Consider the following 23606-nt stretch of genomic DNA (forward strand, 5'->3'; position numbering starts at 1 on the left):
CTATATTGATGAACAACTGGTTTAAGCGCAATGGCGTGCATTTAGCTGTAATAGCAGCTTTCTTGGTAATCTCATTTGCCTATTTCTTTAGTCCGCTGGTACAAGGCAAAATGCTTTACCAGGGCGATGTATCTCAGGCGCAGGCCATGCAGCGCGAGATAATGACTGTTAAAGAAAAAACAGGCCATGCCCCGTTATGGACCAACCAGATGTTTGGCGGTATGCCATCATATCAGATATGGGCACCTTATGCATCAAACATCACCACCCATGTAATTGATGTGCTAAAAACCGTGTTCCCTAACCCGGTTGATACGGTGTTGCTGTACCTGCTGGGTGGTTATTTGCTGTTCAGCGTGCTGCGCTTTAAGCCAATAATGGCAGCGGCCGGTGCTATAGCTTTCGCTTTTTCATCATACAACTTTATTTATATTATGGCGGGGCACGCCAACCAGGCCTACGCCATAGCCTTTTTTGCACCACTGCTGGCAGGTATACTGCTTACCCTGCGTGGCAACTACCTGTGGGGTGGCGTTATCACCGCCTTTTTTATGGCGATGGAAGTACGCTCGAACCACGTACAAATGACGTATTACCTTATGCTGTCGCTGATAATTTTAGTGGCTATTGAGGCATATCATGCTATAAAGGCGAAACAAACCGCACCATTTTTAAAGTCGATAGGTGTTTTGGCCGCCTCATTTGTGCTGGCCATTTTAATTAACGCCGGTACCTTGTGGACTACCTACGAATATAGCCAGTACACCATTCGTGGCAAAGCCAACCTGACAGCGAAAGCCGATGGCAGCGAAGCCGGTCAGGGGCTTGATAAAGGCTATGCCTATAACTGGAGCGAAGGGGTGGGCGAGATCATCACCTTCCTGGTTCCTAACGCTTATGGCGGCGGCGACCATACGCCACTTGGCGAAGATTCAAAAGTAGTAAAAGCGCTTACTGATAAAGGCGTTGATGCAGGGCAGGCACAAGGTTTTGCACAGCAACTGCCCGTTTACTGGGGCGACAAGCCGGGTACCGCGGGCCCATGGTATTTTGGCGCTATCGTGTGCTTTTTGTACATATTTGGCTTGATAGCAGTAAAAAACCGTATAAAGTGGTGGATACTTGGCGCCACGCTGCTGAGCGTGCTGCTGTCATTCGGTAAAAACTTTATTGTATTCTCTGATATATTCTTTGACTACTTCCCGCTGTACAACAAGTTTCGCGCTGTGGAGTCGATATTGGCAATCGCAAGTCTTTGTTTCCCGATACTGGCATTTTTGGCCATTAACGAGGTGGTAACCGCGGAGGATAAAAAGCCATTGTTCAACAAACTTAAAATATCATTATACATTACCGGCGGCCTGCTGATTATTATGGCTGTAGCACCTGATATTTTCTACAGCTTTAAAGGCAGCAACCAGGAAACATTGGTAAGCAGCTTGTCGCAAGCCTTTAATGGCGATAGCGGCATGGCCAACACGGTGGCCTCAGCCTTAGTGCAGGACAGGATGTCGTTGGCTAAGGCGGATGCCATCCGCTCGCTGATATTCGTGCTGATTACCTTTGGTATACTGTGGGCATACATCAAAGGCAAACTGAACGCAACCGCACTTGCCTTCGCATTTGTTGCAGTGATACTGGCTGATATGTGGACGGTTGACAAGCGCTATCTAAAGGATACCAATTTTGTTGACAAGTCGGATTTTGCGAACATTTATAAAGCAAGAGAGGTAGATAACATCATCTCGCGCGATACTACATATTACCGTGTAATGGATTTGAGCTTGGCTGATCCGTTCCGTGATTCGTATGCATCGTACTTTCATAAAACAGTAGGTGGTTTCCACTCGGCACGTTTACGCCGTTTTGATGAACTGATGGAAAACCAGCTATCAAAAAGCATTAACTCTGATGTGCTGGATATGCTGAACACCAAATACATCATCACTGCTGACCCTAAAACCGGCCAGACAGGTATGCAGCATAATGATGGCGCTTGCGGCAATGCCTGGTTTGTAAAGAGTATTAAATATGCCGATAATGCCGATCAGGAAATGCAGGCTATTACCAGCTTTAACCCGAAGGATGAGGCCATTGTTGATAAGCAGTACAAATCATTTATTGATGAAAAGAATATCGGTATTGATCCTAACGCCAGCATCAAACTGGTAAGCTATGACCCGGAGCATTTGGTTTACGAAACAGGCTCAACCGCTGCGCAGATAGCCATATTCTCTGAAATATATTATGACAAAGGCTGGAAGATGCTGATAGATGGCGAGGAGAAACCATATTTCCGTGCCGATTACCTGCTGCGTGCCGCGCAGATACCGGTAGGTAACCATAAGATCGAGTTCATCTTCCACCCAACCTCTTACTATGCCGGTGAAAACATATCACTCGCCGGATCAATTCTGTTGGTGCTGGTATTAGGTGGGGCGATATATACAGAAGTCCGTAAGAAAAAGGTAGCCTGATCGTAAATCAGATTCCAATATAGAAAGCGGAAGGCGGCAATATTAATTGCCGCCTTTTGCTTTTTATAAAATGTTGAACTTAGTTCCTGCTCCTGCCGCCACCGAATAAACGTAGCAATAGTAAGAACAGGTTGATAAAATCAAGATACAAGGTTAAAGCGCCCATAACGGCCATCTTTTTAGTTGATGCCTCGCCGTATTCCATGCCCGAACCGATACGTTTAAGCTTTTGAACATCATAAGCGGTAAGGCCAACAAAAACAGCCACACCAACATAAGTGATGATTTGGCTAAGGCCTTCACTGTGCATAAACCAGTTAACAAGTGATGCCACGATCATACCTACAAGCAGCATGGTGAGTATAGCGCCAAATTTGGTAAGATCCTGACTGGTGGTGTAGCCCGCAACGGCCATTATGCCAAACACTACAGATGTAGTGATAAATACGCCGGCTATAGTAGTTTCTGCATAAGCTGCAAATATAAAACTTAGGCTTAGACCCATAGCCAAAGCGAATGCAAAAAACAGCACAATAAGCAGTGGGTAAGCTATGCGGTTTATACCGAATGACATTAGCAGTACAAATGCCAAAGGTAAAAACATTACTACGGTGCCAAGGCCAGTGCGTTGCCCTGTTTCTAAATCTATCAGTAGTTTAAACAAAGTTATATCGTGTCCGAATATCCAGGCCAATCCGGCTGAAAGGCCAAGGGCTACAAACATCCACATGAATACATTGGCAATAAACCTGCGCGATGCATCAGCGTTTTCAATTTCAATTACGTTGTTATAAACGTAGGGTTGAGTGTTATCCTGCATTATTTAATTTGTTAGGTTGTTAGTGAATTGTTAGACAATGTTAAGCCTGTTTAGTTTAACCGTTTGGTAAGCTGCTCTTCTACCTTTTTAAATACCTGTACGGGTTTAAGGCCGCGCCAGGTAAGTTCGTCAAGTTCGCCGCCAAAGTTAATGTAATAGTCTATGTTGTTGCGTTTGAATTCCTCTATCACATGTTCCCTGAAGTTGATGCCCGCTATCCAGCCATCCTCCACATCCTGAAACCACTCCTCGTAATAACAATCGTCGGATGAATGGAAGTTCAGTACATTTTCGCCTATCAGTATAAACTTGTTGATGCCTTCGTCCATCATCAGCTCAATAAGCTCACGCTTCAGCAGCATAATATCATTATTTATGGCATCGTTCCATTCGCCAATAAACTCAATGATGGCAAAATTGCGGTCATAGTCAACAAATATAACCTTTAGGTAAAGCGTGTTCGAGCCAAAGGTATCCCATTGCGGATGCAGCAGGTAATTGTATATCTGCTTATCAAACTCAAACTCGCTGTATTGGGTAGCATAAAAGGGCGAGTGTTCATCCTCCGCCGCTATATAATCGTCACGCCATTTGTAATATGGTTCTATCTCGTGCATTTGTGTATTCCTGTAATTAATTATTTACTCCGGAGGCTTCAACAGCCTTGCGTACGCTGCCATGCTGTTTCAGCAGGTTGGCGGCGGTGGCCTCGTCAAGCCCGGTTTCGCTCATTACCATGCGGGTGCCACGGTCAATCAGTTTATTGTTTGATAACTGCATATCCACCATCTTATTACCCTTAATGTGGCCTAATTGTATCATAACACTGGTGGTAAGCATGTTTAATACCAGTTTTTGCGCGGTGCCTGCCTTCATGCGGGTTGAGCCGGTTACAAATTCAGGGCCGGTAACCACCTCTACCGGGTATTGCGCTTCGGCAGCAACCGGGCTGCCGCTATTGCATACTATACAGCCGGTAAGGCAGCCATTGGCATTGGCAGTATTTAAGCCGCCGATAACGTAAGGTGTTTTGCCCGATGCCGCTATGCCTACCACCACATCCTTAGCAGTGATGTTATAGGCCAGCATATCCTGCCAGGCTTGTTCGGCATCGTCCTCGGCAAACTCAACGGCTTTACGGATGGCGCCATCGCCACCGGCTATAATGCCGATCACCATATCAAAGGGTACACCGTAGGTAGGCGGGCATTCCGAAGCATCAACCACGCCGAGCCTGCCGCTGGTGCCCGCGCCAATGTAAAACAGGCGGCCACCGGCACGCATGCGCTCGGTAACGCCCTTAACCAGCGCCTCTATCTGGGGCAGTGCTTTTTCAACAGCTAATGGTACGGTTTTATCCTCACGGTTTATATTTTGCAGCAACTCGCCCACACTCATCTTTTCCAGATCATTGTAGTATGAGCTTTGCTCGGTAGTAGCTTCCATTTATTGTAGATTTTAGATTAACAAAATTCGGTAAAATTCATCAAATACAGTAATGTGTAAATTATACGCAGAACTTAATTTAATTATCTTTGTGTTAATATAATACTGATGAAAAAAACCGCTTCCATAATATTCAGGTCTGCCTTTCTGATTTTAACAGGGGTGGTTTTGGGTATCTATCTGGGTCGCGGCGATATGGACGGCCAGCCTTTCGGTCTGTCGTTAAACCGGAACGATAAAATGTCGAAAGTATTGCAACTGGTGCAGTACAACTACGTGGATTCAGTTAATGTGGATAGTATTGAGGGTGCCACTGTTAATGAGCTGCTTCAAAAGCTCGACCCGCATTCGCTATACCTGCCGCCAAGGCAGGCCAGCGCGGTTAACGAGCGGCTGGAGGGTGGTTTTACCGGCTTGGGCATTGAGTACAGTTTGCTTCGTGATACGTTGGTGATCACGCAGGTTTATCCCGGCGGACCAGCAGCTAAGGCAGGCATACCGGGCGGTACCAGGGTAATTGCCGTTAACGGCAAACCATTTGCAGGTATCGGCATTACCGATAGTGCAGTAACCAAACTGCTGCTACAAAAGGGTAAGCAAACAAATGCGGTTACCATAAGCGCATTATTGCCTGATGATAATTCAATCAAAAAAACATTTACCATAAAGCCCGGCCGTGTACCGTTAAGCAGCCTTGACGCAGCTTATGTTGCCGGTAATGAGGTTGGTTATATCAAGATCAGTAAGTTTGCGGCAACTACCAATGCCGATTTTAAGAAGGCCATAGCCAAGCTAAAGGCCGAAGGCGTTAAAAAACTGGTACTTGACCTGCGCGGCAATGGCGGCGGCTACCTTACCGCGGCTACCGAACTGGCCGACGAGTTTTTACCCAAAGGCGACCTGATTGTTTACACCAAAGGGGTGCATGAGCCACGTACAGACTATTTTGCTACAGATTCAGGTAGTTTCCAGGAGGGAAGTATGGCCGTACTGATCGATGAATACTCAGCCTCCGCCAGTGAAATATTATCAGGCGCTTTGCAGGATCTGGATCGTGCCGTGATCGTGGGTCGCCGTTCATTTGGCAAGGGTTTGGTACAGCAGCAGTTTCCGTTTGATGATGGCTCGGCAGTTAATTTAACCGTTGCCCGGTATTACACCCCTTCGGGCAGGTCGATACAAAAATCATACAGCCGTGGCATCACCAGCTATCGTAATGAGCTGGCAGAGCGTATGCGTAAAGGAGAGCTATTTTCGGCCGAAATGAGTTTGAACGATAGCGCGCTGAATAAAAGATCGCCATACCGTACCAGCAGTGGTAAGCGGGTGTTTAGCGGCGGCGGCATCATGCCCGACATTTTTGTGCCTGCCGATACCGCGCAAAGTACTCCGCTTATAATCGAGCTGACCGATGCACAGGTTTTTACATCGTACGTGCTTGATAGAATGCAGCCCACGCTGCGCTCATACAACGTAGCTGATAAATTTGTTAATACCTATAATGTAACCGATGCCGAATTAGATAGGTTTATGCAATATGCTACGGGTTTAATTAAACCGGCTAATAAGGCTGATGTATTGAGCAATGCTCCTGCTATAAAAACACTATTAAAAGCTTATGCGGCCCGCTTTAAATGGGGCGATAGCGCGTACTTTCAGGCTGTAAATAATAACGACAGCGCATTTAACAAAGCGCTGACAGCTATCAGGTAAAAACAGTTGCACATTATAAACTTATTGTGCAATTTTGCAACGCTTATGGAGAAAGACGGAGGGATTAGACCCTGCGATGTCTTAGCAACCTGTGCTTACAAGGTGCTACATTCTACTTAACAGCAAACTAAGCGGTTAGGAAAGATAAGCGAAAGTCAAATAGTACACCCGACTTTTCGAGATAAGCTTTAGTATAGTATGCAGTTAGTAGTTGGCAGTATGCAGTTATGCATATCCAAACTTTACTTGTATGCTTATTGCTGGTGGTTAACTGCCCACCGCAAACTGTAAACTGAGCAATGGACATTAGAGAAGAACTTAAAAAACGCATACTGGTTATTGACGGGGCAATGGGTACCATGATACAGCGGTACCAGCTTACCGAGGCTGATTTTCGTGGCGAGCGTTTTGCCGCGCATCCGTCGGACTTAAAAGGTAACAACGACCTGCTTAACCTTACGCGCCCCGATATTATTAAGGCCATACATGCCGAGTACCTGGATGCAGGTGCCGATATTATTGAAACCAACACCTTCAGCACGCAGCACATATCGCTTGCCGACTACCACATGGAAGAGCTGGCTTACGAGATGAGCTACGAAGGTGCCCGCATTGCCCGCGAGGTGGCCGACGAATACAATAAAAAAACACCCGGAAAGCCGCGCTTTGTGGCCGGCGCCGTTGGCCCAACCAACCGTACGGCATCCATATCGCCGGATGTAAATGATCCCGGGTACCGTGCCGTGAGCTTTGACGATCTGGCCGGGGCTTATTATGATCAGGTGCGCGGATTGGTTGACGGTGGCTCTGACCTGTTATTAGTTGAAACCATATTTGATACCCTGAACGCCAAGGCGGCCCTGTTTGCCATTCAGCGTTATGCGGAAGAAAGCAGCAAGCACCTACCTATCATGATTTCGGGTACTATTACTGATGCTTCGGGCCGTACCCTTTCGGGGCAAACGGTTGAGGCGTTCTGGAATTCTATCCGCCATGCCAACTTGTTATCAGTAGGTTTAAATTGTGCTTTGGGTGCTAAAGAGATGCGGCCATACCTGGAAGAGCTTTCCACCAAGGCCGATGTATATATTTCAGCATACCCTAACGCCGGCTTACCCAATGAGTTTGGCGCGTATGATGAAACCCCGCACGAAACCGCCCACCAGGTTGATGATTTTATCAAGGCCGGGCTGGTAAACATAGTAGGCGGCTGCTGCGGCACTACGCCCGATCACATCAGTTGTATTGCCGAGAGGGCTGAAAAATTCCCGCCGCGCCAACTGCCGCAGATCGATCCGTATTTGCGCCTGAGTGGTTTGGAGGCGGTAACACTTACCCCCGAAACTAACTTTGTGAACATAGGTGAGCGTACCAACATTACCGGGTCGCCAAAATTTTCAAAACTGATACTGGCTGAGGATTATGAGGCTGCCTTAACTGTTGCCCGTCAACAAGTTGAAGGCGGTGCCCAGGTGATCGACGTTAACATGGACGAGGGTATGATCGACTCTGAAGCCGTAATGGTGAAATTCCTGAATCTGGTAGCATCTGAGCCTGATATTTCCAAGCTGCCCATCATGGTCGATTCATCCAAATGGACAGTGATCGAGGCAGGCCTCAAATGTTTACAGGGAAAAGGCATTGTAAACTCCATCTCGCTAAAAGAGGGTGAAGAAAAATTTAAGGAATACGCGCGCAAGGTACAAAGCTATGGCGCTGCCGTAGTGGTGATGGCGTTTGACGAAACCGGCCAGGCCGATTCGCTGGAACGCCGTATCGAAATCTGCCAGCGATCATACAATATACTGGTTAACGAAGTTGGTTTCCCTCCGCAGGATATCATTTTCGACCCAAATATATTAACCGTAGCCACCGGTTTAGAGGAACACAACAATTACGCGGTTGATTTTATTGAAGCTACCCGCTGGATAAAGCAAAACCTGCCTTACGCCAAGGTGAGCGGTGGGGTAAGTAATATATCTTTCTCGTTTCGTGGTAATAATGTGGTGCGCGAGGCTATGCACTCGGCATTTTTATACCATGCCATTGGCGCCGGTTTGGATATGGGCATTGTTAACGCTGGTATGCTGGAGGTTTACGAGGAAATCCCGAAAGACCTGCTGGTACTGGTTGAGGATGTACTGCTTAACCGCCGGCCAGACGCTACCGAACGTTTGGTTGAGTTTGCCGACACCATAAAGAGTAAAGGCAAGGAGATCATCCGTGATGAGGAATGGCGCAAGGAGCCGGTTGAAAAACGCTTGTCGCACGCGCTGGTAAAAGGTATAATAGAATATCTTGATGCCGATGTTGAGGAAGCGCGGCAGCAATATGCCCGTCCGCTTGAGGTGATCGAAGGGCCGTTGATGGACGGCATGAACATCGTAGGCGACCTGTTTGGTGCCGGTAAGATGTTTTTACCACAGGTGGTAAAATCGGCCCGGGTGATGAAAAAGGCTGTAGCCTACCTGCTGCCATTTATTGAAGCCGAGAAAGCTAAAAATGCCGATGCCTCACAGCGCAGCAATGCTGGTAAGGTGCTGATGGCCACCGTAAAAGGCGATGTGCACGATATTGGTAAAAATATAGTTGGCGTGGTATTGGCCTGTAACAACTTCGAGGTGATTGACCTTGGGGTAATGGTGCCTGCGCAACGCATTATTGAAGAAGCTAAAAAGCACCAGGTAGATATTATTGGTTTGAGTGGTTTGATCACCCCATCGTTAGATGAGATGGTGCATTTTGCCAAGGAGATGGAACGCGAAGGCTTTACCATTCCGCTGATAATTGGTGGCGCAACTACCTCACGCATACATGCCGCGGTAAAGGTAGCGCCTAACTATTCTGGAGCCGCCATACACGTGCTGGATGCATCGCGCAGCGTAACGGTTTGCAGCAACCTGATGAACGCCAACGTAAAAGATGACTATATTCAGGGTATAAAAGATGAATATGCCAAAGCCCGCGAGGCGCATTTAAACAAGCGTAACGATAAGCGTTTTGTAAGCATTGATGATGCCCGGCGCATGAAGTGTAACATCAACCTGAATGGTTCTATCCCCAATAAACCAACGTTTACGGGTACAAAGGTTATTGAATCATACCCATTGGAGGAGTTGCTGCCTTATATCGACTGGACACCGTTTTTTCATACCTGGGAGCTACGCGGCAGTTATCCAAAAATATTTGAGGATAAGTTTGTGGGTCAGGAAGCTAAAAAGCTGTTTGATGATGCGCAGGTACTGCTTAAACGCATTGTTGACGAAAAGCTGCTGCACGCCAACGGCGTTATCGGCTTTTGGCCGGCAAACAGCGTGGGCGATGATATCGAGCTATATACTGATGAAACACGCCGGCACGTTATCACAAAGATACATACCCTGCGTCAACAGGCCGAAAAAGCTAAGGATGAGCCATATTACGCCCTTGCTGATTTCATTGCGCCAAAAGAAAGCGGCGTAACTGATTACTGGGGTGGCTTTGCAGTAACCGCCGGTATCGGCTGCGACGAACTGGTGGCCGAATTTGAAAAGGATCATGACGATTATAACAGCATCATGGCCAAGGCCCTTGCCGACCGTTTAGCTGAGGCCTTTGCCGAAAAAATGCACGAACTGGTACGTAAGGAATACTGGGGTTATGCCAAAGATGAGCATCTGGATAATATCGACCTGATCAAAGAGCAATATCAGGGTATTCGCCCGGCACCGGGTTATCCGGCTTGTCCGGATCATACCGAAAAAACTACATTGTTTGAGCTGTTAAAAGCCGAAGACAATGCCCATATGTACCTTACCGAAAGCCTGGCCATGATGCCCGCCGCATCGGTAAGCGGGTTCTACTTCGCGCATCCGCAGGCAAGGTATTTTGGCCTGGGTAAAATAGGCAAGGATCAGGTTACTGACTATGCCCACCGCAAAGGCATGACCATTGAAGATGCCGAAAGATGGCTGGGGCCTAATTTGAATTATTGATCCCCCGGCCCACTAAAGGGGGAGCTTTATATTATATTTGACAACTAACATAATCTATATCCAAAAAATCCCCCTTTAGGGGTTAGGGGCTAATGAAGATCACCGAACATATCCAAAACGCCAACGGCAAAACACTTTTTTCGTTTGAATTGATACCGCCTTTAAAAGGGCAGAGCATACAGGGTATTTACAACGCTATCGATCCGTTGATGGAGTTTAACCCGCCGTTTATTGATGTTACCTCGCTGCGCGAAGATTATATTTATAAACAGCATGATAACGGCCTGCTCGAAAAGCTGAGCTACCGTAAGCGCCCGGGTACCATCGCCATTTGCGCGGCTATCATGAATAAGTATAAGGTTGATACCGTGCCGCACATGCTTTGCGGCGGTTTTACTAAGGACGAAACCGAAAACGCGCTGGTTGATCTGCAATTTTTAGGCATTGATAACGTGCTGGTGCTGCGCGGCGATGCCCGCCGTGGCGATGCTACTTTTATCCCAACACCTAACGGACACTGCTATGCTACCGAGTTGCTGCAACAGGTAGTTAATATGAACAATGGTATTTACCTGCACGAAGATTATGAAGATAGCGTAAAAACTAACTTTTGCGTTGGTGTAGCCGGTTATCCCGAAAAGCATTTTGAGGCACCCAACCTTAAATCAGACTTTAAGTACCTGAAACAAAAGGTGGATATGGGTGCGGAATTTATTGTTACCCAAATGTTTTTTGATAACCAAAAATACTTTGAGTTTGTGAACAAGTGCCGCGAACATGGCATTAACGTGCCAATTATTCCGGGATTGAAGCCTATCACCGCGTCAAAACAACTGGTTAGCCTTTCAAAAACATTTTTTATTGATATGCCCGAGGATCTGGTAGATGCCATACAGGGTTGTAAAGACGAAAAGCAGGTAAAAGATGTGGGTATTGAATGGATGATCAATCAATGTAAAGAATTGGTTAAATTTGGCGCGCCGGTACTGCACTTTTATACCATGGGTAACCCGGGCCCAACTAAGCGCATTGCCGAGGCAATATTTTAACTATTACAATTTATATTATTGATCTGAACCTTACACATTTTTCATGAAACCCTTATTCACAATTTTGGCGGCTATAATGCTGCCTGTAATTGCTTCTGCCCAACAAAATTACCGCGAAGGATACGTGGTAAATAATAATGGCGATACTGTTAAGGGCTATATTAATGTAAAGGAATGGGAAACCAATCCACAATCTGTCAGCTTTAAAAAAAATCATACATATAGAGAAGAAGCAAAGTATACACCGCTTACCATTAAGGGTTTTTCAGCAAGCGATTATTCGTACCTGGCGTATGTAGGCCATGTTAGTAATAATAAGAATGTTTTTCCCGATCTGGACTCTTATCGTGATACTACAACGCGCATTGATACTGTGTTTTTGCATGAGTTGATTAGCGGTTCAAAAGTGTCATTGTATGATAAGTTTAAGGATAACAAGCGTAGTTTCTTTTACAAAGAAGGCGATCAGGCGCCTGTAGAACTCATCTACTATAATTACTACGAAGATGGCAGCACCATCCGTACCTTGCCTGTTTACATCTCGCAAATATTTGAGTTGCAGCGTAAGTACTTAGGCGGCAACGTTAAGTTTACCGATTTTGACCATTTAGGCTACAAGCGAGACGACTTGCTGAGAGTAATACAAAAAATAAATGGTGGCGGTGCCGTGGTAAAAAAGAGTGCCGGCGGATACGATTTTTTTGTGGGTTTGGGTGGTATAGTATCAGGTAACCAGTTCGGCGGCGATAATCAGTTTGTAAAAGCCGGTACGGTAAATAGTTTTTCGCCAAAAATAAGCGCGGGTGTTGATGTTTATACCAATAGTATTACACGCAGGCTGGTTTTAAGAGGCGAGGTATCATTTGCATACAATAAACCCACCTTTGCAGGCCAGGATCCACTATATACCGGTTTAGCCGAACGGCAGTATTATGCCTTTGAGCAATATAACGTAACCATAACGCCACAGGTACTATATAACTTTTACAGCACCAGCAAGCTGCGGTTATTTGCTTCAGTAGGTCTTGGCTTAAACCTGTCTTTTTATAAAAATAATCGGTTTTTTGCCGAGGGCTCTACACCGGGCTATCTTTATGGCCCGTACAAGCTGGAGCAATATTGGGCAAATTTTCCGTTGCAAGTAGGCACGCTTATAAATAACCGTTTTGAAATAGCTGCCGGTTATACCGGGCACGCCGCTTTTACAAGCTACACCATGTTTAGTATATCGTCATCAATACTTGGCGGTACGTTCAGGTACCATTTTAAATAATTATCAAGGGCCGTACTTATAGTATGGCCCTTGTTTGTAATTCTGTTTTCAATTCATTTGCTGATGTAAAGCGTATGCTGTCAATGCCCAGCTTAATGGCAGCTTCAACATTGCGCAGGTTGTCATCAATAAATAAGGCTTCTTCGGGCTTTACATTATACCGTTCAAGCAATATCCGGTAAAATTCCGCATGTGGCTTGCGTGTTTTTTCAATGCCCGATACTACTACACCGTCAAACTGTTTCAAAAATGGATATTCCTGCTCGGCAATTACAAAGGTTTCGGCACTCCAGTTGGTAAGGGCGTAAAGTTTAAAGCGGTCATCGTTTCGCAACTGATTAAACAATTCAACGGTACCCGCTATCTCTCCGCCAAGCATTTCTGTCCATCGGCTGTAAAAAGCGCGTATGTTATCCTCATGCTCCGGGTGTTGCCTTACCAGTAGCTCGGTACCATCGGCAAGGCTTCGCCCGGCATCCTGCTCCTCATTCCAGTCGGGTGTGCAAACGTTATCCAAAAAGTGGGTTATCTGCTCTTCGTTGCTAAATATTTTTCGGTATAAAAGTCGTGGGTTCCAGTCTATCAAAACACCGCCCAGGTCAAATATTATGGCTTTTATCATATCAATATAAAGTTACATGTACCGGGTAAATGTAAGGGTATTAATTTTTAACTTGCGTTATGTGAAAGCGATGCTGTGCGGTTAGATGTCTCACTTTATGATAAAACAACTAAACTATACACCATGAGTTTTCAAGATCAGCTCCGTTCACTTTTTGTTGATGAAAGCCTGATACCTGACGAGTTCAGGATTGAGGAAGTGCATCAGCGTGAATACCTCAGCAACGGCGAAATGAAGCCCTGGGAAGGCGATGTAACCGAAGTTTATTCGCCCGTTTGCATACCAACTCCCGAAGGCCTTAAACGCAAATTAATTGGCACCTACCCGGTTTGTACCGAAAAAGAAGCCATGGAAGCCCTTGATGCCGCTATTGCCGCCTACGATAACGGCCGCGGCGAATGGCCTACTATGAGCCTTGACCAGCGTATTAAGTGCATGGAAAAATTTGTGTACAAAATGATTGAGCAGCGCACATTTGTGGTGAAGTTGCTGATGTGGGAGATCGGTAAATCATACGCCGACTCGGCAAAGGAATTTGACCGTACGGTAGAGTACATCAACGCTACTATTGATGGGCTGAAGGATATCGACCGCCAATCATCTCGTTTTGAGATGGCCGAGGGCATCATAGCCCAGATCCGCCGTTCGCCTATTGGTGTGGTGCTTTGTATGGGGCCGTTTAACTATCCGCTTAACGAAACCTTTACTACGCTGATACCGGCACTTATTATGGGTAACACCCTGCTATTTAAACCACCTAAGCATGGCACTTTGTTGCATTACCCACTGTTGAGGGCTTTCCAGGAAGCCTTCCCCAAAGGAGTAGTAAATACCATCTATGGCCGTGGTGCCGATGTTACTCCCGGACTAATGCAAACCGGCAAAATTAACGTACTGGCGTTTATTGGCTCAAGCAAGGTAGCCAACGGATTAAAAAAGAGCCACCCTAAAATTAACCGCCTGCGTGCTGTTTTAAGTCTGGATGCTAAAAATGCTGCCATTGTTACCAAACACGCCGACCTGAAGCTTGCCGTAAGCGAGTGTATACTGGGCTCATTATCTTTTAACGGGCAACGCTGTACCGCCATTAAAATGATATTTGTACATAAGGAGGTAGCCGACGAGTTTTTGCGTTTACTAAGCGAAAGCGTATCTAACCTGAAAATAGGCCTCCCGTGGGAGAAGGATGTAAAAATAACCCCGCTGCCCGAGCCGCATAAACCCGATTACCTGAAAGAGTGTATTGATGATGCCGCCGCCAACGGTGCCAGGGTAATGAATGAGAACGGTGGCGTAACGTCCGAATCATTCGTGTTCCCGGCGGTAGTTTACCCGGTTAACGATAAAATGAAGCTGTATCGTGAAGAGCAGTTTGGCCCGGTGATACCGGTGGTGCCGTATGAATCGATAGAAGAACCGATACAATACCAGATAGATTCGCCGCATGGTATGCAGGTGAGTATCTTTAGTAATGATGCCAAGGAGATCTCCTCATTGATCGATCCGTTTGTTAACCTGGTGAGCCGTGTAAACATCAACGCCCAATGCCAGCGCGGGCCGGATGTGTTCCCTTTTACAGGCCGTAAGGATAGCGCCGAGGGCACATTGTCAGTTCATGATGCCCTGCGCTCGTTCTCCATCCGCTCGCTGGTAGCTACCAAGCTGAACGATGTCAATAAGCAGATCATCAACGAGATAGTGCACGATAACGATTCTAACTTTTTAAGTACAAAATTTATCCTTTAGGTATCAAATGCTACTACAGTAAAAAGCCTCTGTATAAACGGGGGCTTTTTTGTAATTAATCTGTTATTAACGGATTTGTTAACATTGCACACCTATATTTATAAACTTGAAAAATTTGCACAACAAATTGTATATGCTATTGCTAAACCAATAATTAAAAACTATAATTGTCAAACAGACATATTAAACCTAAAAATAACTAATGAAAACACTTTCTACCGGTGACTACACCGTGTTTTTTGTGTACCTGATCATCGTGTCGCTGTACGGATTTTGGGTATACAAACGCAAGCACAATGCAGATGCTACTTCAAAAGACTACTTTTTGGCCGAAGGATCACTAACATGGTGGGCAATTGGCGCTTCATTGATCGCCTCCAATATTTCGGCCGAGCAGTTCATCGGTATGAGTGGTTCGGGCTTTAAAATGGGTTTGGCTATATCAACTTACGAGTGGATGGCAGCAGCTACACTGGTTATTGTGGCTATATTTTTTATCCCGGTTTACCTGCGTAATAAAATATTTACCATGCCGCAGTTTTTGCATCAGCGGTATAATGGCACAGTAGCCATGATTATGGCTATATTTTGGCTGTTGCTGTACATTGTGGTTAACCTCATGTCTATCCTTTACCTGGGTGCACTGGCGGTAAGCGGTATTTCAGGCTTAAACCTGGAATTGTGTATCGGTTTATTAGCGGTATTCTCCATCATCATCACCCTGGGTGGTATGAAGGTAATTGGTTATACCGATGTTATACAGGTTTTTGTATTGATATTAGGTGGTTTGGTGGCTACCTACCTTGCTATCGGGCAAATCAATAATATATCAGGCAGTACAGGTATAGTAGGCGGTTTAAGCGTTTTACATAAAGAGGTGAACGATCACTTCCACATGATATTCAATAAGGACAATGCTAACTATATGGATCTGCCGGGTCTTTCAGTACTGATCGGCGGTATGTGGATCACTAACCTTAACTATTGGGGCTGTAACCAGTACATTACGCAGCGTGCCTTGGGGGCTAACCTGAATACGGCGCGCGGTGGTATCCTGTTCGCGGCATTTTTAAAGTTGTTGATGCCGGTTATCGTGGTATTACCGGGTATAGCGGCTTACTATTTGTACCAAAAAGGCATGTTTCAGCAGGAAATGCTGAGCGCTAAAGGTGTTGTTGATGTAAACAAAGCTTATCCATCATTACTTAACCTTTTACCTTCAGGATTAAAAGGCCTGTCATTCGCGGCATTAACGGCGGCTATTGTAGCTTCATTAGCGGGAAAAGCCAATAGTATAGCTACCATTTTTACACTTGATATCTATAAAAAAGCCATTAAGCCTGATGCTACTGATAAACAACTGGTATCATTAGGAAAATGGTCTGTAGCGGTATCCATGATATTGGGTGTGATATTATCCCTACTTATTGGCGATGCGCTGATGGGCGAAGGCAAGCAAGGCTTCCAGTATATTCAGGAATATACCGGCTTTGTATCTCCGGGTATCTTCGCCATGTTTATCCTGGGTTTTTTCTGGAAAAAGGCTACTTCAAACGCGGCGTTATTCTCTACCATTGGCGGCTTTATATTTTCGGTAATATTCAAATTCTTACCGCAATGGGCTGATCTGTCATTCATGGCTCCTTACGGGTTTTCAAAGGATAACGGTACCGGCGTTTACGAGATCCCGTTTCTTGACCGTATGGGTTTTGTGTTCCTGATCTGTATCATCGGTATGTATATCATCTCAAAAATTGATGCATCAAAAGGCATTAAAACCAACGGGTTGGAAATTGAATCATCCATGTTCCGTACCTCAAGGGCGTTTACCGCTGGTGCACTGCTTATAGGGGGTATCCTGGTTGCGCTTTACAGCATTTTCTGGTAGTAAATTATTTTTTTAATTATAGCAAGCGCCTGCATAAATATGCAGGCGCTTTTTTTATATCGTTATGATAATAACCTTTTCAAAATGGAAGGGTTAGCTAATTGCCATATTGCGTGCTTTGGTATGTAATGTATTGATAGTGAGTTTACTTGCGGGTGGTGTTGAGCTGTAAGCGTGATTGGCATTTGATTTATTGATAGTTGTTGGCTGATGATATAATGCAGCCATCAAGTAATATCAATAACCATGGAAAACAATTCCTTCATCGTGAGGCTGGCAACACCTGATGATGATATTTACGCGCAACAGATCTCTGAAGAAACCGAACGCTCTGCCATTGCCCGTGGCTCAGGCATATCTAAACGCCCGGTAAACAGTATTATTGAAAAGATACACGGCGGTAAAGCCGTGGTAGCCGTAAGCGATAACGGGCAGTGGGCGGGCTTCTCATACATAGAGGAGTGGGAAGATGGTAAATTCGTATCAAACAGCGGCCTCATTGTATCGCCTGAATACAGGCAACTGGGTGTGGCGGCAGCCATAAAGGAAGAGATATTCCGACTCTCGCGCGAAAAATATCCTGATGCGCAGATATTCTCCATTACCTCCGGCCTGGCCATTATGAAACTTAACACCCGCCTGGGCTTTGAGCCGGTAACCTACTCCGAAATTACTACCGATGAACATTTTTGGGAAGGGTGCAAAAGCTGCGTTAACCATAACATACTGGAGGGTAAATGCCGCTGCAACTGCCTGTGTACTGCCATGCTGTTCAATCCCTCAAAAAACTAAACATTCTGAATTATGGAACAAGTACTTATTCATCCCGTGGTGGATGACGCTGAACGTATAGATAATTTAGCTGATGATGCCCTGAAATTACTCACACGCATAATAGCTACACCATCCTTTAGCGGCGAGGAACATGGAACAGCCGCCCTTATTACTGATTTTTTGTACGGCCATCATATTCCGGTGCACCGCAACTATAACAACATCTGGGCTTTTAATAAATATTATGATCCTGCTAAGCCTACCATCCTGCTTAACTCTCACCACGATACCGTGAAGCCTAATGAGGGTTATACCTGCGATCCGTTTGAGCCGGTTATGGCTGATGGCCGTTTGTATGGTTTGGGCAGTAATGATGCGGGTGGCTGCCTGGTGTCGCTGCTATCGGTATTTGTTTATTTTTATGATGATGCGCATCTGCCTTTTAACCTGTGCATAGCGGCAACAGGCGAGGAAGAAAATTCGGGTTATAACGGGCTAAACGCTGTTCTGCCTCAGCTTGGTAATATTGCTTTTGCCATAGTAGGCGAGCCTACCCAAATGCACATGGCCACTGCCGAAATGGGTAACATGGTGCTTGATTGCGTATGCTACGGCAAGCCCGGCCACGCCGCCCGTAACGAGGGGGACAACGCGGTTTATAAAGCGCTTAAAGCCATACAATGGTTTAGTACCTATCAATTCCCGAAACAGCCTGCCTTTATGTGGCCGGTAAAAATGAGCGTTACGCAAATCAATGCCGGTATTCAGCATAATATCATTCCGCATGAGTGCCGCTTTACGGTAGATGTGCGGCTGAACAGTTGCTACACGGCTGACGAAGTATTGGATGTAATAAAAAGCTATACCGGTTGCGAGATAACCGTAAGGCCGGGCGTAATGCAGCCATCATCTATCAGCCATATCCATCCGCTGGTATTGTCGGGCATTGATTTGGGTCGCAAAACCTATGTATCGCCAACCAGTTCAGATCAGGGATGGTTAACGGTACCATCCATGAAAATGGGGCCCGGTGATTCAGCACGCTCGCACATGGCCGATGAATATATTTTTATGGATGAGATACGCGAGGGCATTAACGTCTACATTCACCTGCTGAATAATCTGGTGTACCGGCTTATTCATAACCCGGAGTTGCCGTTGAGCTACCCCTGTTAAACATGTTGAATACCGATGCTACGATCACCACCACCAAACACCCTATAGCGTTGAGCCATAAATAAGCCACCACCTCATAATAACCCATCAGGCAAATAATGGCTTCGCTAATTATGGCTGCCCAAAATACTGCGGTACCCTTAATGTGTTTAAGGTAAAAAGCAACTACAAATACACCCAGTATGGTGCCATACAGGTATGAGCCTAATTGGTTTACGGCCTCTAATAAATTACCCAGCTTGCCGGCGTACAACGCCATGCCAATGCTGGCCACACCCCAAATCACCGTTGCCAGGCGCGAGGCATTCAGGTAATTTCTGTCGCTTGCCGTAGGGTTAATCACCCGCTTATAAATATCAACTACGCTGGTTGATGCCAGTGAGTTAAGCGCGCTGGCCGTTGAGCCCATGGATGCTAAAAACACAATGGCGATGAGCAAGCCGATCAATCCCTGTGGCAAATATTGGGTAACAAAGCTCAGGAAAACGTAATTTGTATCGTTAGTGTCGGCGGCGGCATTATTCTTTTTCATTAACGCTACGGCTTGCTTGCGGAGTTGCAGCGCATCGGTATCAGCTTTTTTCAGTTCGGTTTTTGCTGATGCGATTTTGCTTTCATCATCGCTCTCAAAAGCCGATACCAGGTTTTGCGCCGCTACCTTACGCTGCTCAAATACCCTGGCATGGTTTTGCTCAATGGCATTGTATTGCGGGGCGTAGCTGCTGTTTTTTACCCGGTCAACCTCATAACTGTTAAAAAATACCGGTGGCTTGTTAAACTGGTAGAACGCGAATACCAGCACCCCTATCAGCAATATTAAAAACTGCATCGGTATCTTGATCAGTCCGTTCATAATTAAGCCCATCCGGCTTTGCGCTACCGAACTTCCGGTTAAATACCGGCCTACCTGACTTTGATCAGTACCAAAATAGGATAACTGCAAAAAGAAACCACCGATCAACCCGCTCCATACATTGTAGCTGTTATCGGGGTCAAACTTCCAGTCGATCACGTTCATGCGGCCGAGCTTGCCGCTAAGTTTCAGCGCGTCAACAAAGCCCACATTATTTGGCAATAGTTTTACCACCATCACCCCGGCAAAAAACATCCCTAAAAATATAATGCTCATTTGCAGCATTTGGGTGTATGATACCGCCTTGGTACCGCCATAAACAGTATAAAAAATAACCAGTCCGCCTATAGCCAGGGTGGTGTAGGTAGTATCGATATGTAAAATAGTTGACAGGATGATGGACGGCGCATATATGGTAATACCGGTTGACAGGCCCCGCTGCACCAAAAACAGAAACGATGTGAGCACGCGTGTTTTCAGGTCAAAGCGTTGCTCCAGGTACTCGTAAGCGGTATAAACTTTTAGCCGGTGAAATATGGGTACAAAGGTTATACACAGCACAATCATGGCCAGCGGCAGCCCGAAATAGAATTGTACAAAGCGCATCCCATCGCCATAAGCTTGCCCGGGTGCTGAAAGAAAGGTGATGGCGCTGGCCTGCGTAGCCATTACCGAAAGCCCTACCGCGTACCAGGGCAGCGAGCGGTTGCCTACCAAAAACTGGTCTACATTTTTATTACTGCCGCTTTTCCATAAGCCATAGCCAATAATGGCAAGCAGGGTTACGGCAAGTACAATCCAGTCGGTAAAGCTCATTCAAATATTTTGGTAACGAGCCAAAATACAGAAATAAGAAGAACCAGCCAAACACCTACCAAGATGTAAAACTGGTTCCAGTTACGTATAAATGTGGGTAGCCCGTTATTATCAGACGTTTTCACGGCCTCTAACCAGGAATTTTATAAATACCGCGGCAGTTAATAAACCAAATACACCACCAACAGGTATGTAGATCAAGCCCCTGTCAACAATAGCGCCAACAAACATGCCGCTGATAAGTGCTACAACAAAATAGATGTAGTCGTTCTTTTTTGCTTCTTCTTCGTGTTTATGTGAGTGGTGATGATGTGACATAATGTTTTATCTATGTTTATTTACCCGCAAAAATATCGATTATATTTTCATTGGCAACATTAATTAACCTTTACCATGAGTTAAACCCGCAATAGGCCACAATGTTTAATATTTACTCGGTACGCAGGCTTTTTATCGGGTTGGCAATAGCCGCCTTAACCGACTGAAAACTGATGGTAAGTAAGGCGATAATGACAGACATTGCCGCCACCATCACAAAAACAAACCATTCAATATTAATGCGAAAGGCAAAGTTATCAAGCCAGTTATGCATGGCATACCAGGCCAGCGGCCAGGCAATAACGTTGGCCAGTAATACCAGTTTCAGGAAATGGCCTGACAGCAGCAGCACTATATTTTGTACCGATGCGCCTAACACCTTGCGTACGCCTATCTCCTTGATACGTTTTTCGGCAGAGTAGGAGGCGAGGCCTAATAAACCAAGGCATGATATAAAAATAGCCAGCCCTGTAAGTATACTTATCACCTGGCTTACCTGGTTATCGGCCTGATACACCTCTTTAAAATGATCGTCTACAAACGTATATTCAAAAGGATAGTCAGGAAAGGTAGCTGCCCATTTGGTTTTTATCAGTGTAAGCGCTTCGGCGGTTTTACCGGGATTGATCTTGACGGACATCTGGCTGAAACCCCATTCCCTAACGTTGAACATAAACATGGTTTCAATTTTATGGTGCATGGAGTTAAAGTTGAAATCCTTTGCGATGCCGGTGATCACACCCAGCGAGTCAAACCCAAACTGGCGGCCCAGCAATGAGCTTAGCTTAGCCTTTGGTTCATCTTTTAAAAGCTCTTTGGCCAAAGCCTCATTAACAATGTATTCCCTGCCATAGCCTGATTTATCAGCCGAGAAGTTTTTACCGGCTACCAGTTTAATATTATACAGTTTGAGGAAGTTATTATCCACAATAAGCCTTGTTGTGGCCAGTTCGCGCGTTGGTCCGTTGGCGGGTTTATATTGAACGCCCGATTGATCCATATGGCTGCCCAATACATCCTGCGCGCCGGTAATATCGGCAATGGCTGTATTGCCTGATAGCTCCTGTTTTAACAGATCGTACTTTTGGCTGGTAACATTATCAAGCGGTATGGTTACAATTTGTTCGCGGTTAAAGCCGGGATCGCGCTGCTGCATGTAGCGCAGTTGTTTTACCACAAAAACAGTAGCTATCATCAAAAAAACCGCGCTGCTAAACTGCCCAACCACCAATGCATTGCGCAAGCCGGCCTTACCCTTGCCTGATGATGATATGGCACCTTTAAGCACCTTAACAGGCTGAAAGGATGACAGGAACAGCGCTGGATACAAGCCCGAAAGTAAACCCACCACAATGGCTAATCCGGTAATGGCTAACAAAATTATTGGATCACTGAAAAGGGAGAGCTCCAGGCTGCGCTGGCTAAGCTGGTTAACAAAAGGCAAACACAGCTTTACCATTATAAGCGCTAATACCAATGCAAGCAAGGCCAGCATTACTGTTTCGCCTAAAAACTGTGCGGCCAACTGGTTGCGCTGCGCACCGATGGATTTACGGATACCCACTTCCTTTGACCATTCTGCCGAGCGGGCGGTGGTCAGGTTCATGAAGTTGATGCAGGCGATGATAAGTACCACAATAGCCACCAGGCTGAAAAGGTTGGTTGATTTGCTATCGAATTTTTGATAATTCATATAATCCAAACCAACATCGGTTGTTGAGGCATGTACATCTTTTAACGGTGTATAAAACAGCTCGTAATATTTCCAGTTCCCGCCCTCGCTCATGTATTTTTTCAGGAAAGCCGGCATTTTGTTTTCAAGTTGAGCAATATCGGCACCGGGTGCAAGCTCAATGTAGGTAGTAAGCCAATTGCCGCCCCAGCTGTTAAACCGGCCCTGCCATTGCTGGTACATGGTGCTTAACGTAAATAAGCCTTCAAATTGTAGGTGCGAATTTTGGGGTACGTCGGCCAGCACACCTGTTACAGCGTATGTTGTTGTATCTGCGGCGTAATGCGTTATTGTTTTACCTATCGGGTCATCATCCCCAAAAAGCTTTTTCGCGGTTTGCTGTGTAAGTAATACGCTGTTAGGTTTTTGCAGGGCGGTGCGCTTATCGCCTTTAACCAATGGAAAGTTGAATAACTCTAAAAATGTAGAGTCGACGAAGAGGCCCTGCTGCAAAAAAAGTTTCTTTGATTGATTGGTAAGCTGGTACTTATCGATCCGTTTTACTCTTACATAGTTTTTTACTTCAGGATAATCATTTTTTAAGCTTTGCCCCATTGGCGCCATTGAAAGCGCTACTTTTTGAGAAGCCGCCATGCCCGGAGGCGCTTGTACCTCGCTTAAACGGTATATATTTTTGTTGTGAAAATTATCAAAGCTCTTCTCATAAAAAACAAAAAGCATGATAACGATACACGCTGCCATGCCTATTGATAAGCCAATAATATTAATAGCCGAAAAGAACTTGCTTTTCCACAGGTTACGCCATGCAGTTTTAAAATAGCTTTTTATCATGATAATGATGATTGTTTAATTGAGCTATGTTAAAACTGCATACGCTGTGCCCTTTATTTATCTATTTGTAAATCAGTTGTTTATGTGTATGTGATAATTGTTTATTTGTTCGCATACGATACAATAATCGTTCGGTT

At 45.5% G+C, this 23606-nt stretch carries 16 protein-coding genes and 1 riboswitch; of the genes, 9 read left to right on the plus strand and 7 right to left on the minus strand.

The window, feature by feature from the left end; genetic code table 11:
* Positions 1 to 8 precede the first annotated feature (8 nt).
* Positions 9 to 2477 carry a YfhO family protein gene (locus LJ707_RS11075; RefSeq protein ID WP_228950897.1) on the plus strand — a complete coding sequence of 823 codons (2469 nt, stop codon included), beginning with the start codon at positions 9 to 11 and terminating at the stop codon, positions 2475 to 2477.
* 79 nt (positions 2478 to 2556) lie between these two features.
* Here the strand turns inward: LJ707_RS11075 and LJ707_RS11080 are convergent, their stop codons facing one another.
* Genes LJ707_RS11080 through murQ form a run of 3 tightly spaced genes read right to left on the minus strand, consistent with a single transcriptional unit; the run spans position 2557 to position 4743 of the window.
* Complete coding sequence (locus LJ707_RS11080; RefSeq protein WP_228950898.1) at positions 2557 to 3297, minus strand: Bax inhibitor-1/YccA family protein; 741 nt, start codon at positions 3295 to 3297, stop codon at positions 2557 to 2559.
* 50 nt (positions 3298 to 3347) lie between these two features.
* Positions 3348 to 3914, minus strand: a complete 567-nt coding sequence (locus LJ707_RS11085; RefSeq protein WP_228950899.1) for a hypothetical protein — start codon at positions 3912 to 3914, stop codon at positions 3348 to 3350.
* 16 nt (positions 3915 to 3930) lie between these two features.
* Complete coding sequence (gene murQ, locus LJ707_RS11090) at positions 3931 to 4743, minus strand: N-acetylmuramic acid 6-phosphate etherase (protein ID WP_228950900.1); 813 nt, start codon at positions 4741 to 4743, stop codon at positions 3931 to 3933.
* A gap of 108 nt (positions 4744 to 4851) precedes the next feature.
* Between murQ and LJ707_RS11095 the strand changes: the two genes are divergently transcribed.
* The 4 genes from LJ707_RS11095 (at position 4852) to LJ707_RS11110 (ending at position 12752) form a co-directional block, all read left to right on the plus strand.
* Complete coding sequence (locus LJ707_RS11095) at positions 4852 to 6456, plus strand: S41 family peptidase (RefSeq protein WP_228950901.1); 1605 nt, start codon at positions 4852 to 4854, stop codon at positions 6454 to 6456.
* Positions 6457 to 6496: 40 nt separating this feature from the next.
* A riboswitch (SAM riboswitch) is annotated at positions 6497 to 6607 on the plus strand.
* A 148-nt stretch (positions 6608 to 6755) separates the two neighbouring features.
* Positions 6756 to 10430, plus strand: a complete 3675-nt coding sequence (metH, locus tag LJ707_RS11100) for a methionine synthase (RefSeq protein WP_228950902.1) — start codon at positions 6756 to 6758, stop codon at positions 10428 to 10430.
* Between the two features lie 92 nt (positions 10431 to 10522).
* Complete coding sequence (metF, locus tag LJ707_RS11105) at positions 10523 to 11479, plus strand: methylenetetrahydrofolate reductase [NAD(P)H] (protein ID WP_228950903.1); 957 nt, start codon at positions 10523 to 10525, stop codon at positions 11477 to 11479.
* Positions 11480 to 11522: 43 nt separating this feature from the next.
* Positions 11523 to 12752, plus strand: coding sequence for a hypothetical protein (locus LJ707_RS11110; protein ID WP_228950904.1), 1230 nt, complete (start codon positions 11523 to 11525; stop codon positions 12750 to 12752).
* A gap of 16 nt (positions 12753 to 12768) precedes the next feature.
* On the opposite strand, the gene LJ707_RS11115 is transcribed toward LJ707_RS11110, so the two are convergent.
* Positions 12769 to 13374 carry an HAD family phosphatase gene (locus tag LJ707_RS11115; protein WP_228950905.1) on the minus strand — a complete coding sequence of 202 codons (606 nt, stop codon included), beginning with the start codon at positions 13372 to 13374 and terminating at the stop codon, positions 12769 to 12771.
* A 123-nt stretch (positions 13375 to 13497) separates the two neighbouring features.
* Here LJ707_RS11115 and LJ707_RS11120 point away from each other — a divergent pair, with 123 nt between their 5' ends.
* From LJ707_RS11120 to LJ707_RS11135, 4 genes are all read left to right on the plus strand, one after another.
* Positions 13498 to 15120: an NADP-dependent glyceraldehyde-3-phosphate dehydrogenase gene (locus LJ707_RS11120; protein WP_228950906.1), complete on the plus strand. Its 1623-nt coding sequence runs from the start codon at positions 13498 to 13500 to the stop codon at positions 15118 to 15120.
* Between the two features lie 202 nt (positions 15121 to 15322).
* Complete coding sequence (locus LJ707_RS11125) at positions 15323 to 17008, plus strand: sodium/sugar symporter (protein ID WP_228950907.1); 1686 nt, start codon at positions 15323 to 15325, stop codon at positions 17006 to 17008.
* 246 nt (positions 17009 to 17254) lie between these two features.
* Positions 17255 to 17800: an N-acetyltransferase gene (locus LJ707_RS11130; protein WP_228950908.1), complete on the plus strand. Its 546-nt coding sequence runs from the start codon at positions 17255 to 17257 to the stop codon at positions 17798 to 17800.
* 12 nt (positions 17801 to 17812) lie between these two features.
* On the plus strand, positions 17813 to 18958 hold the full coding sequence (locus LJ707_RS11135; RefSeq protein WP_228950909.1) for a M20/M25/M40 family metallo-hydrolase: 1146 nt from the start codon (positions 17813 to 17815) through the stop codon (positions 18956 to 18958).
* Here the strand turns inward: LJ707_RS11135 and LJ707_RS11140 are convergent.
* The 3 genes from LJ707_RS11140 to LJ707_RS11150 all read right to left on the minus strand — a co-directional run bounded on the left by LJ707_RS11140 (position 18918) and on the right by LJ707_RS11150 (position 23469).
* A complete protein-coding gene (locus LJ707_RS11140) occupies positions 18918 to 20627 on the minus strand; it encodes a sodium:solute symporter (RefSeq protein WP_228950910.1) in 1710 nt (569 codons plus the stop codon). The two genes, LJ707_RS11135 and LJ707_RS11140, sit on opposite strands and share 41 nt — an antisense overlap.
* A gap of 111 nt (positions 20628 to 20738) precedes the next feature.
* On the minus strand, positions 20739 to 20945 hold the full coding sequence (locus tag LJ707_RS11145; RefSeq protein WP_228950911.1) for a hypothetical protein: 207 nt from the start codon (positions 20943 to 20945) through the stop codon (positions 20739 to 20741).
* A gap of 112 nt (positions 20946 to 21057) precedes the next feature.
* Positions 21058 to 23469, minus strand: coding sequence for an ABC transporter permease (locus tag LJ707_RS11150; RefSeq protein WP_228950912.1), 2412 nt, complete (start codon positions 23467 to 23469; stop codon positions 21058 to 21060).
* Positions 23470 to 23606 lie beyond the last annotated feature (137 nt).

The sequence above is a fragment of the Mucilaginibacter sp. UR6-1 genome (assembly GCF_020880975.1).
GTDB lineage: Bacteria > Bacteroidota > Bacteroidia > Sphingobacteriales > Sphingobacteriaceae > Mucilaginibacter.